19 protein-coding genes and 1 other RNA gene are annotated in these 17,211 nt (G+C 67.1%); 16 read left to right on the top strand and 4 right to left on the bottom strand.

Features of this window, described 5'->3' with window-relative positions:
• The first annotated feature begins 138 nt into the window (after window positions 1-138).
• On the top strand, window positions 139-798 hold the full coding sequence (locus ABLE94_RS17935; RefSeq protein WP_348804352.1) for an MBL fold metallo-hydrolase: 660 nt from the start codon (window positions 139-141) through the stop codon (window positions 796-798).
• Window positions 799-820: 22 nt separating this feature from the next.
• Here ABLE94_RS17935 and ABLE94_RS17930 read toward each other — a convergent pair whose 3' ends face one another.
• Both ABLE94_RS17930 and hisN read right to left on the bottom strand, forming a co-directional pair.
• Window positions 821-1,222 (bottom strand): VOC family protein, encoded by a 402-nt coding sequence (locus ABLE94_RS17930; protein WP_348804351.1) that lies wholly within the window; start codon window positions 1,220-1,222, stop codon window positions 821-823.
• 214 nt (window positions 1,223-1,436) lie between these two features.
• Window positions 1,437-2,240, bottom strand: a complete 804-nt coding sequence (gene hisN / locus ABLE94_RS17925; RefSeq protein WP_348804350.1) for a histidinol-phosphatase — start codon at window positions 2,238-2,240, stop codon at window positions 1,437-1,439.
• A gap of 18 nt (window positions 2,241-2,258) precedes the next feature.
• Between hisN and ABLE94_RS17920 the strand changes: the two genes are divergently transcribed.
• From ABLE94_RS17920 to ABLE94_RS17875, 10 genes are all read left to right on the top strand, one after another.
• Window positions 2,259-2,633, top strand: coding sequence for a hypothetical protein (locus tag ABLE94_RS17920; RefSeq protein ID WP_348804349.1), 375 nt, complete (start codon window positions 2,259-2,261; stop codon window positions 2,631-2,633).
• Window positions 2,634-2,676: 43 nt separating this feature from the next.
• Window positions 2,677-3,792 carry a peptide chain release factor 2 gene (prfB, locus tag ABLE94_RS17915; RefSeq protein ID WP_348804348.1) on the top strand — a complete coding sequence of 372 codons (1,116 nt, stop codon included), beginning with the start codon at window positions 2,677-2,679 and terminating at the stop codon, window positions 3,790-3,792.
• A complete protein-coding gene (locus tag ABLE94_RS17910; RefSeq protein ID WP_425476235.1) occupies window positions 3,779-4,789 on the top strand; it encodes a mechanosensitive ion channel family protein in 1,011 nt (336 codons plus the stop codon). The genes prfB and ABLE94_RS17910 overlap by 14 nt, the downstream gene beginning before the upstream one ends.
• Window positions 4,786-5,358: an Rv3103c transmembrane domain-containing protein gene (locus ABLE94_RS17905; protein WP_348804347.1), complete on the top strand. Its 573-nt coding sequence runs from the start codon at window positions 4,786-4,788 to the stop codon at window positions 5,356-5,358. Before ABLE94_RS17910 ends, ABLE94_RS17905 begins: the two co-directional genes overlap by 4 nt.
• Window positions 5,359-5,436: 78 nt before the next feature.
• Window positions 5,437-6,123: a cell division ATP-binding protein FtsE gene (ftsE, locus tag ABLE94_RS17900; protein WP_348804346.1), complete on the top strand. Its 687-nt coding sequence runs from the start codon at window positions 5,437-5,439 to the stop codon at window positions 6,121-6,123.
• Window positions 6,124-6,205: 82 nt separating this feature from the next.
• Complete coding sequence (gene ftsX, locus ABLE94_RS17895; RefSeq protein WP_348804567.1) at window positions 6,206-7,120, top strand: permease-like cell division protein FtsX; 915 nt, start codon at window positions 6,206-6,208, stop codon at window positions 7,118-7,120.
• Window positions 7,121-7,189: 69 nt separating this feature from the next.
• Window positions 7,190-7,663 (top strand): SsrA-binding protein SmpB, encoded by a 474-nt coding sequence (gene smpB / locus ABLE94_RS17890; protein WP_348804345.1) that lies wholly within the window; start codon window positions 7,190-7,192, stop codon window positions 7,661-7,663.
• A gap of 77 nt (window positions 7,664-7,740) precedes the next feature.
• Window positions 7,741-8,955 carry a glycoside hydrolase family 27 protein gene (locus ABLE94_RS17885; protein WP_348804566.1) on the top strand — a complete coding sequence of 405 codons (1,215 nt, stop codon included), beginning with the start codon at window positions 7,741-7,743 and terminating at the stop codon, window positions 8,953-8,955.
• A 104-nt stretch (window positions 8,956-9,059) separates the two neighbouring features.
• Window positions 9,060-9,434, top strand: a transfer-messenger RNA (tmRNA) gene (gene ssrA, locus ABLE94_RS17880).
• Between the two features lie 54 nt (window positions 9,435-9,488).
• Window positions 9,489-10,055 (top strand): helix-turn-helix domain-containing protein, encoded by a 567-nt coding sequence (locus tag ABLE94_RS17875; protein WP_348809435.1) that lies wholly within the window; start codon window positions 9,489-9,491, stop codon window positions 10,053-10,055.
• Between the two features lie 24 nt (window positions 10,056-10,079).
• Here the strand turns inward: ABLE94_RS17875 and ABLE94_RS17870 are convergent, their stop codons facing one another.
• On the bottom strand, window positions 10,080-10,988 hold the full coding sequence (locus ABLE94_RS17870) for a hydroxymethylglutaryl-CoA lyase (RefSeq protein ID WP_348809434.1): 909 nt from the start codon (window positions 10,986-10,988) through the stop codon (window positions 10,080-10,082).
• Entirely contained in the window at window positions 10,988-12,232 is a 1,245-nt protein-coding gene (locus ABLE94_RS17865) for a CaiB/BaiF CoA transferase family protein (RefSeq protein WP_348809433.1), read from the bottom strand. Before ABLE94_RS17865 ends, ABLE94_RS17870 begins: the two co-directional genes overlap by 1 nt.
• A gap of 163 nt (window positions 12,233-12,395) precedes the next feature.
• Here ABLE94_RS17865 and ABLE94_RS17860 point away from each other — a divergent pair, with 163 nt between their 5' ends.
• The 5 genes from ABLE94_RS17860 to ABLE94_RS17840 are packed head-to-tail and all read left to right on the top strand — an operon-like array spanning window position 12,396 to window position 17,209.
• On the top strand, window positions 12,396-13,220 hold the full coding sequence (locus tag ABLE94_RS17860; protein WP_348804342.1) for an MlaE family ABC transporter permease: 825 nt from the start codon (window positions 12,396-12,398) through the stop codon (window positions 13,218-13,220).
• An 8-nt stretch (window positions 13,221-13,228) separates the two neighbouring features.
• The gene (locus tag ABLE94_RS17855; RefSeq protein WP_348804565.1) at window positions 13,229-14,095 is read left to right on the top strand and encodes an MlaE family ABC transporter permease; all 867 of its coding nucleotides are present in this window, start codon (window positions 13,229-13,231) and stop codon (window positions 14,093-14,095) included.
• Entirely contained in the window at window positions 14,092-15,132 is a 1,041-nt protein-coding gene (locus ABLE94_RS17850) for an MlaD family protein (RefSeq protein WP_348804341.1), read from the top strand. Before ABLE94_RS17855 ends, ABLE94_RS17850 begins: the two co-directional genes overlap by 4 nt.
• A complete protein-coding gene (locus ABLE94_RS17845) occupies window positions 15,129-16,175 on the top strand; it encodes an MlaD family protein (RefSeq protein ID WP_348804340.1) in 1,047 nt (348 codons plus the stop codon). The genes ABLE94_RS17850 and ABLE94_RS17845 overlap by 4 nt, the downstream gene beginning before the upstream one ends.
• Window positions 16,172-17,209 (top strand): MlaD family protein, encoded by a 1,038-nt coding sequence (locus tag ABLE94_RS17840; RefSeq protein ID WP_348804339.1) that lies wholly within the window; start codon window positions 16,172-16,174, stop codon window positions 17,207-17,209. The genes ABLE94_RS17845 and ABLE94_RS17840 overlap by 4 nt, the downstream gene beginning before the upstream one ends.
• Window positions 17,210-17,211: the final 2 nt, after the last annotated feature.

Below are 17,211 nucleotides of genomic sequence, written 5' to 3'. Positions count from 1 at the left end.
CGTAGGACTCCGGTGGAACTTACCCGGTAGTAAGAACGAACCTTACTCCTCGGTAAGAAGTTTGTCACGAACTTGGCGAACTCCGGCCGGTGGGCCGCGACGCTGGCACCGCATCGATGGCAGGAGCATGGTGGAACCATGCAACTCACCCACTTCGGTCATTCCTGCCTGCTGGTCGAGTTGGACGGGACGAAGATCCTGTTCGATCCGGGAAACTTCTCGCATGGATTCGAGGGCATCACCGGCCTCGACGCCATCCTCATCACCCATCAGCACCCGGATCACTGCGACGTGGCGCGGCTACCCAACCTCGTCGCCGACAACCCTCAGGCCCTGCGGTTCGCGGACCCCCAGACCACCAAGCAGCTCAACGACGCCGATTCCGCGGGTGAGTGGACCGCGGCACACGCCGGCCAGGCGGTGCCGATCGGCGACGTCACGGCGCGGGTCACCGGCGGTCGGCATGCGGTGATCCACCCCGACATCCCGGTGATCGACAACGTCGCCTACGTCCTCGACACGGCCGGACAGACCGGCCGATTCATGCATCCGGGTGACTCGTTCTACATCCCGTTCGAGAAGATCGACGTCCTCGCCCTGCCGTCGGCGGCGCCCTGGATGAAGCTGTCGGAATCGGTGGACTACCTCCGCGCGATGGCACCACGGGTCGCGGTGCCCATCCATCAGGCGATCCTGTCGGATGCGGGCACCGGAATTCACCACGGCCGACTGACCGAGATGAAGGATCCGGCCACCGAGTTCACCGTGTTGGATAAGGAATCGGCGACCGACGTCTGAGGGCGATCCGGCTCCGGAGCGCCTATTCGGCCGGGGGAGCGAAGAACTCCAGCGCGATGTTGTCGGGGTCGCGGAAGGAGATCCCGGACCCGTAGTGCGCATGCTTGATCCCGCCGTGTGCGATACCGAGCTCGTCGAGACGCGTCACCCAGGACTCCAATTCGTCACGTCCGACGGCAAACGCGACATGATCGAGCCCGGTGCGCTTCTCGTCGAAGGTCTCCGCGGGAGTGGTGTCGACGTGCGTGTGCAGCCCGAACAGGGTTCCCCCGTCCAGCGCGTAGACGGCGTGGTGGTACGTGCCCGATTCCTCGTCCTCGTCGAGAACCGGGTCGGTACCGAACAGTCGCGTGTACCAGTTGATGCTGATCCGCAGGTCGCGGACGGTGATCGCGACGTGGGTGAGTGCGGGAAAGCCGGGCATGGGGAACTCCTTCGGCGTCGGTGACGAGAGACCTTGCTCACCACGACGGTAGGTAATGGTTCGGTGTGGCAAGCGGTTTCGCCGAAGGACTCACCAAACGGACAGGGCTGCATCTCGACCGGGGCGTGCGCCCACTCGACGCGAAACGGCGCCCACTCGACGGGAAAGGGTGCCCACTCGACGGGGAACGGCGCCCACTCGACGGGGTTGGCGGTCAGCCGCGCAGCGCGTTCAGCACACCGTCGTGCAGCAGGCCGTTGGTGGCGACGGCACTGCCGCCCGAGGGGCCGTCGGCGCCGTCCAGTGAGGTGAAGGTTCCGCCGGCCTCACGGACGAGGATGTCGAGGGCGGCCAGATCCCACAGTGAGACCTCCGGTTCGGCGGCGATGTCGACGGCACCCTCGGCGACGAGGCAGTAGTTGTAGAAATCCCCGTACCCGCGGACACGCCACACCTCGTCGGTCAGCGCGATGAACTTCTCGCGGATACCCCGATCGGCCCACCCGGACAGGCTGGAGAACGCCAGGCTCGCCGACGCCGGATCGGCCACCGCCGACACCGACAGACGACGGACCTCGCCACCGTCGAAATCGGTGAACGCGCCCAATCCGGCTGCCGCCCACCAGCGACGTTTGAGCGCCGGGGCGCTGACGACACCCACCACGGGCACCCCGTCGACCAGCAACGCGATGAGCGTGGCCCACACGGGTACGCCCCGGACGAAGTTCTTCGTCCCGTCGATCGGGTCGACGATCCACTGCCGGCCGGTGAGCCTGGCCTCGCCGCCGAACTCCTCACCGAGCACGGCGTCATCGGGTCGGCGTGCGGCGAGTCGCTCGCGGACGAGGCGTTCGCAGTCGAGGTCGGCGTCGGAGACCGGTGTCAGGTCGGGTTTGTCCGAGACGTGTAGATCGAGCGCCCCGAATCGGCGGGTGGTCAGGGCGTCCGCGGAGGCGGCGATCGACAGGGCCAGATCGAGGTCATCGCGCAGGTCGACGTCGGCGGCGGGGCTGGTCATGACCGGTAGGGTAGCGGCATGTGGATCACCATCACCATCGCCGTCCTGCTGGCCGCGCTCGCGGTGGGGATGATCATGCAGATGCGGGGACGGAGCATCGGTGGATTCTCCGGTGGCGGAGCCGGATACGAGCAGGGCACGCTCACGGTCACCGGCGTCAGTGACCGACCTCAACCGGACAGCAAGGGTGAGGTGTTCTGCACGGTGTCGGGCGTCATCAACGGTCCGGGAACCTCGCCGACCGAGGTCTACGGAACCATGGTGCTGGCCGACGGGGCGCCATGGCCGCAGGTGGGCTCGGACCATCCGGTGGTCTACCGGCCGGGCAAGGCGGAGACCAGCTGGCGATTCGGGGAGTTGCCGCCGGTGACCCCGCCACCGACCTCGTCATGAGCCGACTGGGTCTCACAGTCGCGGATCGGTACCCTGGTTAACCGTGCATCCCGACGTGACCGCAGATCTCGAATCCCTCGACGCCACCCTCACCACCGTGGAGAAGGTGCTCGACGTCGATGAGCTGCGCCGCCGGATCGACGAGCTGGAGATGCAGGCCTCCGACCCGGAGCTGTGGAACAACCAGGAACATGCGCAGAAGGTGACCAGCGAGCTCAGCCACGCCCAGTCGGAGTTGCGGCGTGTGACCGAACTGCGCCAGCGCCTCGAGGATCTTCCCGTGCTCTACGAGCTGGCCGAGGCCGAGGAGGGTGACGACCGGACCGCCGCACTCACCGACGCCGACACCGAACGCGAGTCACTGCGGACCGACATCCAGGCGATGGAGGTCAAGACCATGTTGGCCGGCGAATACGACCAGCGTGATGCCCTGGTGAACATCCGCTCGGGCGCCGGCGGCGTCGACGCCGCGGACTGGGCGCAGATGCTGATGCGGATGTATGTGCGCTGGGCCGAACAGCACAACTACTCCGTCGAGGTCTACGACACCTCCTACGCCGAAGAGGCCGGGCTGAAGTCGGCGACCTTCGCGGTGAAGGCTCCGTACATGTATGGCACCCTCTCGGTCGAGCAGGGCACCCATCGCCTCGTCCGGATCAGCCCCTTCGACAACCAGGGCCGGCGCCAGACGTCGTTCGCCGAGGTCGAGGTGCTGCCGGTGGTGGAGACGACCGATCACATCGACATCGACGAGAACGAGCTCAAGGTCGACGTCTACCGGTCGTCGGGTCCCGGCGGCCAGTCGGTCAACACCACCGACTCCGCGGTCCGCCTGACCCACCTGCCCACCGGGATCGTCGTCACCTGTCAGAACGAGAAGAGTCAGCTGCAGAACAAGGCGTCGGCGATGCGGGTGCTGCAGGCCAAACTGCTCGAACGCAAACGTCAGGAGGAGCGTGCCGAACTCGACGCCCTCAAGGGTGACGGCGGCTCGAGCTGGGGTAACCAGATGCGCTCCTACGTGCTGCACCCGTACCAGATGGTCAAGGACCTGAGGACCAACGTCGAGAGCAACAACCCGACCGCCATCCTCGACGGCGATCTCGACAACTTCATCGAGGCCGGAATCCGCTGGCGCATGGCCGATGCCGACGCCTGATCTCGCACTGTCGCACGTGAGCACACCGACCGGAGTGTGGGCGGTGGCCGCCCAGCCGCTCGCCGCCAACCCCGCCGAGTCGGCGTTCGAGCAACTGCTCGGATCGATCTATGTGTGGCTGGCGACCAGCGGTCTGCAGATGCTGACCTGGGTGCTCGGCGGGCTGCTGACGATCCGGTTGATCCGATGGTCGGCGGACAGGTACGCCGCGCGCCTCGAGGCGAACTTCCACAACAGTGACCTGATCGTGCAGACCGAGGATTCCAAGCATCGGCGAGCATTGGTCGACGTGGTGGCGTGGGTTCTCATCGTCGCCGTGATCGCCGTGGTCCTGATCCGCTTCCTCTCGATTCTCCACGTTCCCATCACCGGTCTGACCGGTCCCGGTGCGGTGATCGGCGCGGCACTCGGTTTCGGCGCCCAGCGGGTGGTGCAGGACATCCTCGCCGGATTCTTCGTCGTCGCCGAACGCCAATACGGTTACGGCGACGTCGTCAGCCTGACGGTCACCGGCAACGGGCTGGCCGACGGCACCGTCGAGGACGTGACCCTGCGCGTCACCAAGCTGCGGACCAGTGAGGGCGAGGTCATCACCGTACCCAACGGCCAGATCATCAAGGCCACCAACCTGTCCAAGGACTGGGCGCGCGCCGTCGTCGACGTCCCGGTGCCCGCCGAGGCCGACATCGGTCTGGTCAACGAGACCCTCGACCGGGTCGGCCGCGACTTCTTCGAGGATCGCAACTGGCATGACCTGCTGCTCGACGCGCCGTCCCCGCTGGGCGTCACCGACCTCGAACTCGACTCGGTGACCGTCCGCATGGTGGCCCGCACGCTGCCCGGCAAACAGTTCGAGGTCAGCCGCGCGCTGCGTGTCGCGATCGTTCAGGCGCTGGCCCGCGAGGGCATCACCGTGGCGCCCGGACGCGACGCGCAGTCCGGCGGAGCACCCCCGGCGACGCTGGCCGACACCATCGGCAAGAACGGGGACTCATGACCCACCGCAACGACCCCGACGGCGACAAGCCCGAGGGCAACATTCCCGCCGGCCCCAAGCCTGCCGCCGCCACCAACCCCGACAACGAGATCACCGGCGAGATCCCACGCGCCGATGCGCCCACGGACACGCCCACCGGCGGCCTGCCGGCGGGACAGCCCCATCCGCGTCGGCGGCCCCTGCGCGACCGCAATTGGAAGCACATCTACCGCACCCGGATTCGTACCAGCACGGCGATCCTGCTGGTGGCGTTCCTGGGTTGCTGGACGCTGTACGGCTTCACCTCGCAGCGATACGCGCCGGCACCGACGCCCACCGCACCCGCTCAGGTCGCACGCACCACCACGCCGACCTACTACTCCGAGCCGTCGACCACCTACTCGTCGACCACACCCAGCCTGTCCGGGTCGGTCTCGGGGGAGCCGTCGGAGTCGGGAACCAGCGGGGAAGAGGGTGCCGAGTCGACCCCGGGCTCCGACGAATCGTCGACGACGACCACCAACAACAATCCGTTCCAGTGGCTGCAGCCCAACAACACCAACACCACGACGACGGTTCCGTCCCGCTGACCTGCGCCTTACCGGGGCAACGCGCCGGGCGCGGCGCCTGAGCGGGCTTCTCAGGCGTCGTCGTTACACTGGCTCACCGTGATCAAGCTGGACAACGTCACGATGAAGTACAAGGCCTCCAGCCGCCCCGCCCTGTCGGACCTGTCCCTCGAGGTCGACAAGGGCGAGTTCGCCTTCCTCATCGGACCCTCGGGATCGGGCAAGTCGACGTTCTTCCGGCTGCTGCTCAAGGAGGACAAACCCACCTCGGGCGACATCTACGTCGGTGACTTCCACGTCAACACGCTCAAGGGCCGGATGGTCCCCAAGCTGCGGCAGTCGATCGGGTGCGTCTTCCAGGACTTCCGCCTGCTGCAGCAGAAGTCGGTGGCCGACAACGTGGCCTTCGCCCTCGAGGTGATCGGCAAACCGCCGTCGATGATCCGCAAGATCGTGCCGGAGGTCCTCGACTACGTGGGCCTCGAAGGCAAACTCGAGCGGATGCCCTACGAACTGTCCGGCGGTGAGATGCAGCGCGTCGCCATCGCGCGGGCCATCGCCAACCGGCCGTTGGTGCTGCTCGCCGACGAGCCGACCGGCAACCTCGATCCGGAGACGAGTGAAGAGATCGTCGACGTGCTCGACCGCGTCAACCGCCGCGGCACCACCGTCGTGATGGCCACCCACGATCGCCACATCGTCGACGCGATGCGCCGGCGGGTACTCGAATTCGACAACGGGAAACTCGTCCGCAACGACGAACAAGGGGTCTACGGGATCGGCTGAGGACATGCGCGCGCACCGTGTGTGGGTGCGCCGCGAACTCCGGGCCGAAGACACCACGACCACGAAGGACATCCGAGCGACCATGCGAGCGCATTTCATCATCAGCGAGGTCTTGAACGGCTTCCGCCGCAACGTCACCATGACGATCGCCATGATCATTACCACGGCCATCACGCTGGGGATGTTCGGCGGCGGTCTGCTGGTGATCCAGATGGCCGACAAGAGTCAGAAGATCTTCCTCGACCGCGTGGAGATGCAGTTCTTCCTCAACGAGGACGTCTCCAAGGCCGACCCCAATTGCCGGCAGGCGCCGTGTACGACCTTGCGTACCGAGCTGGAGAAGCAGCCGGGCGTGGGCTCGGTGACCTATGTCAGTGCCCAGGAAGGGTATGAGGCCGCCAAGGCGATGTTCGAGGAGACCTCGCCCGAGATCGCCGATCAGATCACCCCGGACACCTTCGCCCAGTCCTCGGTCAAGGTCCGGATGTCGGACCCGGATCGATTCGACGAGGTCTACACCACCTTCGCCGGCCGACAGGACCTCGGTATCGAGGGCGCACTCGACCAACGAGAGCTGGTCAAACGCATCTTCGGGGTGCTCGACGGCGTGCGCAACGCCGCGTTCGCCGTGGCGGCGATCCTGGCGGTGGCGGCGATCCTGCTGATCGTCAACACGGTGCAGGTCGCCGCCTTCACCCGCCGGACCGAGGTGTCCATCATGCGCCTCGTGGGTGCCACGCGGTGGTATACGCAGCTGCCGTTCCTGCTCGAGGCGGTGCTCGCCGCCCTCATCGGCTCCTTGCTGGCCGTCGGCGGATTGTTCCTGGCCAAGATCTTCTTCTTCGACCGTGCCCTGGCCGGGCTCTACGGCGTCAACATCGTGCCACGTGTCACCGCGGGTGACGTCCTGCTGGTGTCACCCTGGCTCATCATCGGCGGAATTGTGTTGGCAGCGGCGACCGGATATGTCACGCTGCGTGTCTATGTCCGGGAGTGAACGAGCCGTCGTGCGCGTTGTACACCCGGAGGATTTCCACAAACAGCACCGAGGAGGTGAGTAGCCGACATGGCAAAGGAAAAGGGACGCAACCTCATCGCGTCCAACCGCAAGGCCCGGCACAACTACACCATTCTCGACACCTACGAAGCCGGCATCGCGCTCCTGGGCACCGAGGTCAAGAGTCTGCGTGAGGGCAAGGCTTCACTGGTGGACGCGTTCGCCACCATCGACGACGGCGAGGTGTGGTTGCGCGGACTGCACATCGCGGAATATGGCAACGGGTCGTGGACCAATCACGCACCCCGGCGTAACCGCAAACTGCTGATGCACCGCCGCGAGATCGACAACCTGATCGGCAAGATCCGCGACGGCAATCTCACCCTGGTGCCGCTGTCGATGTACTTCCACGACGGTCGGGCCAAGGTGGAGATCGCGTTGGCCCGCGGTAAGCAGGCCCACGACAAGCGCCAGGATCTCGCCCGTCGCACCGCTCAGCGTGAGGTGGCCCGCGAGGTCGGCCGGCGCGTGAAGGGTATGTGATCGCTGCGGTGACAGCGCCCGGACCCGGTCGCCGTCGTCGACGGTGGGTGGTCTTGCTGAGCGCTCTGCTCGTCGCGATGCTGTCGGTGGCCGGGTGCGCTCCCGAGCGGTCCGCCGCCGAACAGATCGGCGGCTCCGGGCCGGCGATCGCGGGGTTGCCCACCACCCCGCCGATGGGCTGGAACAGCTGGAACACCTTCGGCTGCGGTATCACCGAGCAGATCGTGCGCGCTCAGGCCGACGCGCTGGTCTCCTCCGGACTCCGTGACGCGGGGTATCGCTACGTCGTCGTCGACGACTGCTGGATGGCCCCGACCCGGGACGACGACGGCCGACTACGTGCCGACCCCACGCGTTTCGCCGCCGGGATCGCCGCGCTCGCCGACTACATCCACGCCCGCGGACTGAAGTTCGGCATCTACGCCGGCGCGCAGGACAAGACGTGCGCGCAGTACACCGGCAGCTACCCCGGCGCGACCGGAAGCGGCGGCCACGAGACGACGGACGCGGCGACGTTCGCGTCGTGGGGAGTGGACTTCCTCAAGTACGACTGGTGCTCCGGCACGTCGTCGCACGACGATCAGGTGGCGTCCTTCATCGCGATGCGCGATGCGATCCGGGCGACCGGCCGGCCCATCGTCTACAGCATCAACCCGAACAGTGGTGTGTCCGAATCGGTGCCCGGGGCCGAATTCGATTGGGGCGGTGTGGCAACGATGACGCGGGCCACCAACGACATCACCCCGGCGTGGTCCACCGACGCGGGTCCGTCGGGCTATCAGGGCATCACCGACATCGTCGACGCCGTTGCCCCGCTCGGCGATCGGGTCTCCGACGGTCGGTTCGTCGACCTCGACATGCTGGTGGTCGGGGTCGGCGACGCACTCACGCCGGCGATGCAACGCACCCAGATGTCGATGTGGGCGATGATGGCCGCGCCGCTGATGGCCGGCAACGATCTCACCACGATGAGCACCCAGACCCGCGACATCCTCGCCAATGACGCGATCATCGGCGTCGATCAGGACCCGCGGGTCCGCGCCGGTGCCATAGTCGGCGACGATCCCGAGATCTGGAGCCGGGCACTCGGCGACAAGGGCCTCGTCGTCTCGCTGACCAACCGGGGCGATCATGCGCGCACGATGTCGGTGTCGCTGACCAGTCTCGGTCTCAACGGGGATGCGTCGGTGGCCGGCGTCGACGCCTGGACCGGTAAGCGCTACCAGGCCTCCGACGGGCAGTTGTCGGTTCCCGTGGGTGTCGCCGACACCGCGATGCTGTCGATCCAGTGACGTGGTCGCGGCGGTGCGGGGACGGCTGGGAGAAATGGGAATGAACCTGTCCGTCCGGGTTGTTACAATGAACTGCTCGCCCCTCACCGGGCGGGTCTCGTCTCGGGGCTGATCGGTTTCGACTACGTTCGCCGAGGCGGGGGAAGCGTGTCGGTGCAGGCCAGAGACCACCGTATAAGCGTCGCGGCAACCAATTAAGCGCCGATAAGAATCAGCGCGATTACGCTCTCGCTGCCTGACAGCGAGCCCGTAATCTGTCGGCCCGGATCATGCTCCCGGATCCGGTGCCGGCATCATCTTCGGGAGCTCACCGCTCGCACCGGTCGCGGGTGCGGATGGGACATTCAACAGCGACTGGGATCGTCATCTCGGCTTGTTCGCGTGACCGGGAGATCCGAGTAGAGACACAGTGAACTGCACACGGAGAAGCCCCGCTGACACGACGGAGGACCCGGGTTCAATTCCCGGCAGCTCCACAGCGATGTGCCCCCTACCTATGTCAGGTAGGGGGCACATTTCATTCCTGGCGTGCCATGTGGGTGAGTGCCATGTGGGCGGGAGGGAATTGGTCAGCGTGGTACGACGGGCTGTGCAACGTGAATCTCGTAAGCAGACCGCGCAGGGAAGAAGACGGGGAAGAAGCGACGACCACGCTCGATGACCTCCGCGCACGCCGTCCCGGAAACCGTGAGCGGATCGACCGCGTTCGCGCCCAGATGAATCACGACACCGCGATCTATCGGCTTGTGCAACTCCGTAGGGATGCGGGGTTGGTGCAGAAGGAGGTGGCTGACATCGTGGGAGTTGGACAGAACCGTGTGTCACGAATCGAGAAGGGTGACCTGGCCACCACCACGGGCTCGACGTTGCAGAAGTACGTCGAGGCGCTCGGCAGTGAACTCGAACTCATGGTGAAAAAGGCCCGACGGGACCGTGGCTCCGCTGGACATCAACCGCGAGACGATGCCTGCGTAGCTCGTGGACCCTCAGCCACGCAATGGGTGGGACGCCCGGGAAGTGACGTCCGAGGCGGGCATGCGTCCACCTCTGCCTCGGCAACGGAATCTCAACGCACGCAGTCTGATGCTGGTCACGGCTGAGGAGACACTCGTTCGGCCGACCGCTCACCGCGCCACCGCGGGCGCCACCAACGTCCGATCGCCGGCACGCATCAACGCGCTCCCGGTTCCACCGCCGACGGCTCCGATCGCCACCCGCCCGGCACGGATCGCGGCGTCGAGGTCGATTCCGGTCTCGACGCCGCTGTCGCGCAGCAGATAGACGAGGTCCTCGGTGGCGATGTTGCCGCTCGCCCCGGGCGCGAACGGGCAGCCGCCGAGGCCGCCAACCGATGCATCGAGACGCGAGATGCCGGCCTGCACAGCGGCATACGCACTCGCCAGGCCGCTGCCGCGAGTGTTGTGGAAATGCGCGCCCAACGGCAGTTCGCCGATCAGCGGAACCACCTGCGCGACAAGATCACGCACGCGCCCCGGGGTGGTGGTGCCGATGGTGTCGGCGACGCTGATGCGGTCCGCGCCCGCGTCGACGGCCCGTGAGATCACTCCGGTGACCCGCTCCGGGGGCGTCGGACCGTCGAAAGGGCAATCCCACGCGGTCGCCACGATCACCTCGACGCCGGCGTTCGCCGCATGTGCCATCGCGACGATCCCTTCGATGAGGGCGACCGACGCCTCGGTGTCCCGGCCGACATTGGCGCGGCTGTGCGCATCCGACGCCGACACCACGTATTCGAGGTTGGTGAGCCCCGCGTCAAGGGCGCGTCGCACCCCGCCCACTGAGGCGACCAGGGCCGAGAAGCTCACGCCCGGAAAGCGATCGAGGTGGGTACACAGTTCGGCGGCGTCGGCGAGCGCCGGGACCTTACTCGGCGAGACGAAGGCGGTGACCTCCACCTCACGCACGCCGGTGTCGCAGATCGCCTCGAGCAGTTCGAGTTTCGCGGCCGTGGAGATCGGTTCCTCGATCTGCAGGCCGTCGCGCATCGCGACGTCGCGAATGGTCACATCCATCAGATCACTCCCTCGTCGGCCAACTCGGCCACCTGCTCCGCGGAGAGCCCGAGCACCTCACCGTAAACCGCCGCGTTGTCACATCCCGGTTCGGGTGGACCGGCATTGCGGATCCGTCCCGGCGTCTCGCTGAACTGCGGCACCACACCCGGACCGCGCACCACCCGACCGGCCCGTTCGTCGAAATGGTCGGCAATCATGCCGCGCGCCTGCAGATGGGGGTCAGCGACCACCTCGGCGATGGTGTTCACCGGGCCGACCACGACGCCCGCCTCCGACAGCACGTCGGTGAGCTTGTCGGCGGAGAACTGCGTCGACCATTCACCGATCAGCGCATCGAGCTCGTCCTGATTGCGGCCGCGCGCCGCATGATCGGCGAAACGCGGATCGGTGGCCAACTCGGGTTGCCCCATCGCCGCGCACAGCCGCGCGAACACCGAATCCTGGTTGGCGGCGATGATCACGTGCGTGCCGTCGGCGGTGGGGTAGAGGTTCGACGGGGCGATCCCGTCGAGTCGGGTACCCGACGGTCCGCGCACCACGCCACCCACGTCGTAGTCCGCGATCGCCGATTCCTGCACGGCGACACAGGATTCCAGGAGCGAGGTGTCGACCACCTGACCCTTGCCGGTGACGCTGCGCCGATACAGCGCGGCCAGTGCGCCCTGGGCGGCGAACATTCCGGCCAGGGTGTCGCCGAGCGACAGCGACAATCGCGGCGGCAATTGGCCGGGATAGCCGTTGATGTAGCGCAACCCGCTCGCCGCCTCGGCGACCGAGGCGTATCCGGCACGCGACGCATCGGGTCCGGTCTGTCCGTACCCGGACACCCGGACGACGACGATGCGGGGATTGCGTTCGAGGAGTACGTCGGGTCCGATGCCGAGACGTTCGAGCGTTCCGGGCCGGAAGTTCTCGACGATGATGTCGGCGCGGTCGGCGAGACGGAGAAACATCTCCCGGCCACGATCGGAGCGCAGGTCGAGGGTGATCGCCCGCTTGTTGCGGCCGTGCACGGTCCAGTAGAAGCGGTTCCCGTCGACCTCGGCCTGCCCCCAGGTTCGGATCGGGTCGGGTCGATTCGGCGGTTCGATCTTGATCACGTCGGCGCCCATGTCGCCGAGGAGCCGGGCGGCGTGCGGGCCGGCGATGAGGGTGCCGAGTTCGAGCACGGTGACCCCGTCGAGGGGGCCGGTGGGCTCGTCGTCCGGCGGCGCCGTCGGCCGGGATGCGGAAGCGTTCATCCCTCCAGTGTGGCCGGTGAACGGCCTCCGAAGCAATCCGTCACCACGTTCAAATGCCCTCTGACGTGCTAAAACGCCTGAGTGGCGGCGAAAAACTGAAAATGAAGCCAGAATTTGAAATCTCTGCCACACTGGTTCGCGAATCGACAATGGGGTGGCATTGGTGACGGTGAAGCTGTTCGAGCAGATGTCTGCGGGGCGCGTGGCGTCCACCGCGGGCTCGGCGATCGCGACGCTCGGTCGGCTGCTCGAACTGTTCGCCACCGCCGCGAGCCGCGGGTGCGCGGATCTGGTCCGCGGGCGGTTCCCGTTCCGCGAGGCCTATCGGCAGATGGTCTTCTTCACCGGGGTGGCGGCGGTGCCCGCGGCGCTCGTCGCCATCCCGTTCGGCGTGATCATCTCGGTGCAGGTGGGCAGCCTGACCGCCCAGATCGGGGCGTCGTCGATGGCCGGCGCGGCCGGGGCGCTCGGGGTGCTGCGGCAGGGTGCGCCGATCGCGACGGCACTGCTGATGGGTGGCGCGGTCGGCTCCGCGGTCGCCGCCGACCTCGGATCCCGGACCGTGCGCGACGAGATCGACGCCATGCGCACCATGGGTATCGATCCCGCCCGACGGGTGATCGCGCCCCGGCTGGCGGCGGTGGCCGTGATCGCGCCACTGATCTGCGTCGAGATCATCTTCGTCGGCGTCGGCACCGGCTACTTCGTCAACGTCGCCTTCCAGGGTGGTGCCGCCGGCAGCTACCTCGGTTCGTTCGGCGAGTTCGCCGGCCTCGTCGACCTGTGGGCGGCGTTGGCCAAGGCGGAGATCTTCGGACTCGTGGTCGTGTCCATCGCCTGTCAACGAGGACTCGAGGCGCGGGGCGGTCCCCGCGGTGTCGCCGACGCGGTCAACGCGGCGGTGGTGCTGAGTGTGGTGGCCAGCTTCGTACTCAATCTGATTGCCACGCAAATCATCTCGATGTTCCTGCATACCAAGGTCGGGTGAACGACGCGGTGCTCGGTCTTGATGTCTACCTGGCGTCACACCCTCGTGCGCGTCGGGCCGCGGCGCACGCCGGCGCACCGGCGCGGCTGCTCGCGATGCTCGGCCATCAACTGCGATTCACCGCCCTGGTCCTCGGCGCGATACCGCACGCCCTGCGCAGCTACCGCCGCCAAACCCTCGCCGTGCTCGGCGACATGATGTGGGGCAACGGAACGATCATCGTGGGCGGCGGCACCGTGGCGGTGCTGGTGGTGCTCGGCGCGTCGGTCGGCGGATCGATCGGTGTCGAGGCGTTCGGCTCGCTGGACATGTTCGGCATGGGTCCGCTCACCGGATTCCTGTCCGCCTACGCGACCACCCGGGAGATCGCGCCGATCGTCGTAGCCATCGGCTTCGCCGCGCAGGCCGGGTGCCGGATGACCGCCGAGATCGGCTCCATGCGCATCTCCGAGGAGATCGATGCCCTCGAAGCGCAAGCGGTCCAACCGATCCCCTTCGTCGTCAGCACCCGCGCCGTCGCCGGGATCGTCACCATCATCCCGCTGTTCCTGATCACCCTGGTGCTGGCCTATCTGGCGTGCACGCTGGTGGTGACCGGCTTCCACGGCCAGTCGCCGGGCACCTACGAGCACTACTTCAACGCCTTCCTCCGACCCGTCGACGTGGTGTACTCGGTGATCAAGGCGGTGGTGTTCATCGTCGCCGTCGTGATCATCCACTGCTATCAGGGTTTCTACGCCCGCGGCGGTCCGGAGGGTGTGGGTGTCGCGACCGGACGGGCGATCAAGTTCAGCTTCATCGTCATCGTCGTCCTCGACATGGTGCTGACCCTGGTGTTCTGGGGCTCCGACGTCGGATTCAGGTTCTCCGGATGATCGGGCCGCCGGTCGACATGTCCGGACGCGGACCCTCCCAGGGTTCGCTGGTCCGGTGGGGGCTGATCGCGGTGGCGGTGATCCTGGTGATCGCGGTCCCGGTCACCCTGTACGCGCGCGGAGTCTTCGACGACCGCATCGAGGTGACCGTCACCTCCGACCGTGTCGCCGATTCCCTCGCCGCCGGCGCCGACGTCAAGTACCGGGGTCTGCTCATCGGCCGGGTGGACTCCATCGACATCGATACCGCAGGGCGACAAGATATTCGACTCTCCCTCGACGCCCGGCAGGCCGCCGACATCCGCGGTGGACTCTCCGCGCGGTTCGTCCCGTCGAACATCTTCGGTGTGGTCGGCATCGAGTTGATGCCCGACGGTCCCGGCCCGACACTGCACGACGGTGCGAGGATCGCGGCCACCGTATCCGGCTCGCAGGTCTCGGCGGTGGCGGTGCTGCGTGACGTCGGCTCGATCACGAGCACACTCACCGGGGCCGACGTCACCGCGATGATCAACCGGCTCGACGGGGTCGTCGCACAGATCTCGCCGTTGATGCGTTCGGGTTTCGACCTGCTCGTGTTGGCGCACGAACATCAGCAGATGCCGTTCGCGCAGATGCTCGCGATCGCCGACGACACCCTGCGCGGCGCCGACAGCCTCGCCGATCCGTTCGTCAACCTCTTCACCACGCTGGTGGAGAAGACCGAGATGTACGCCGACCCGGCCCAGACCGAGAAGGTGACCGGTGCGCTGACCGGCCTGGTGCAGACGTTCATCACCCTCGGTCAGACCGTCGGGAACAACCCGACCGACCTCGCCACCGTCCTCGACGCCTCCCTGACACTCGGTGCGCCACTGGGCTATACGCTGTCCACAGTGCCGGCCGCCGCCGACGACGCACACGAACTGATCGGTCGTCTCGACCGCATGCTGCTGCGGGTCGACGGCCAGGTGCGGCTGCGCCTCGGGCTCACGCTGCAATCCCTGCCCGCGATCACCGCCGGGCTCGCCGCGTCCGGGACCGGCGGTGGCCGATGAACCGCGTCCGCCCCACCGCCACAGCAGGTTTCGTGGTCTTCGTGGTCGCCGTCCTGGTGGCCGGCTGGGTGATCGTCGAGGCGCTCAACCCGTCGGTCCCCGGTGACCAGAACACCTTCACCGCCCGATTCACCGACGTCTCCGGACTGGCCGTGGGCAACGACGTCCGCGAACTCGGGGTGCGGGTGGGCAAGGTGCAATCCATCCGCCTCGTCGACGATGACCTGAATTCCGGTGCGCAGGCAGAAGTCCGGTTCTCCGTCACCACCACGACCACCCTGCACACCGACACCCGGATCGCGATCCGCTACCTGAACCTCGTCGGGCAGCGCTACCTCGACCTGCAGACGTCCGGAGCCGGTTCCGCGTCGCCCACCGATACCGCGCCGACGGTCGCACCCGGCACCACCATCCCCGCCGATCGCACCATCGGCTCGTTCGACATCACCGAGATGTTCAACGGATTGCGGCCCCTGTTCGGCACCCTGCAGCCCGAACAACTCAACGAGCTGATGACCAATCTGCTTGCGGTGGTGGAGGGTCGAGGTCCCGACGTGGGATCGGTGCTGGCGCAACTGCGTCAGATCGCGGGCGTCGTGTCGGATCGGTCGGCCCTCATCGCCACCATCGTGACGCAGTTGGGACGGGTCGCCGGTGAGATCCGCTACAAGTCACCCCAACTCAACGATCTGATCGCCCGGATGGGTGAGGCGTTCGGTGTGCTCGCCGCGTCCGCGGACAAGACGCAGGTGTCGATGCGTCTGGCGGCGCGCAGCCTGGGGCCCGTCCGGCAGCTGCTGGAGAACCTCGAGCAGTCCTACTACGGCAACTATGCGACCGTCGACCATCTGCTGCGCACCTGGATACCCGGGATGAACACCGCCACCGGCGCCTTGAGCCGCCTGCCCGGACTGATCGACGCCCTCGACGGTTCCGTCCATGCGGCCCAGCACAATTCGCTGACCTGCAGCTCCGGGGAAGCGATCCCGACCCCACTCACCCAGGTCCTGCTCGCCGGGGTACCGGTGGTGATGTGCCGATGATCCGCGGGCGACGGGACGAACACTCCCTGCGGCGCAGGCAGTTCCGCATCGGCATGCTCGGTGTCTTGGTGGCGGTGATTCTCGCGGTCATCTGCGGCGTGGTCTACCTCGATCCGTTCGGCCACGACGACGTGACGGTGGCGCTGACCACCAGCGGAGGACTGACCGCCGGCGACGAGGTCCGCATCGCCGGGGTGCGGGTGGGGGAGGTGTCGGCGGTGACGCTGCACCCCGACCGGGTGGAGGTGACCCTCGAGGTCGATTCCGGGATGGCGCTCGGCGATCAGACCGCGGCCGACGTGCGTCTGCTCACCGCGGTCGGCGGCCACTATGTGGCGCTGCGACCCGCCGGACACAATCGGCTGGGCGACAATGTGATCCCGACCGAACGCACCACCGTGCCCTACACCCTCTCCGACGTCATCGCCGACTCCGGGAAGGTGATCGCGAAGGTCGACGGCGTCACCATCGCCGACACCCTGGAGAAGGTCGACGCCGCCCTCGACGGACAACCCGACGCCATCCGCGACATCATCGCCGAAACCCGGCAACTGACCACGGCGATCGGTGACCGCAGTGACGACCTCGACGCCGCCGTCGCATTGAGCGACGAGTACATCGCCGGCCTCAACTCCGGTCGCGCCGACCTGGTGGAGATGCTGCGGCTCATCGGGTACGTCGGCGCCAAGGCCTACCAGGTCAAGGCCGAAGGCGTGGAGACGGTCCGGTCGATCGGGGCGCTGTTCGCCTTCATCGGCAAACCCGTCGACGCGTTCACCGGCACCATCGAACCCGAGGTGACGCAGGTCCTCGACCTGGTGAACACCCTCAATGCCCAACTTTCCCGCATCGATGACCTGCTGGCGCGGCTGAAGTCGATCGTCGCGGAGATCGCCGACTCGATGGGTGTGGTCGACACCGCCGGCCGGGTGGACCTGTCCTCGGTGGTCGTCAACGCGCCGCAGGTGAGCGTGGCGCCCGGACAATTCGGTGCCGGTGGATTGTGCGTGCCGAGCACGGAACGGCGGTGCTGAGC

The sequence above is a fragment of the Gordonia sp. VNK1 genome (assembly GCF_040049135.1).
Lineage (GTDB): Bacteria > Actinomycetota > Actinomycetes > Mycobacteriales > Mycobacteriaceae > Gordonia > Gordonia oleivorans.
Note: the sequence above shows the minus strand (reverse complement) of the source record. Positions and strands in the feature narration are given on the sequence as shown.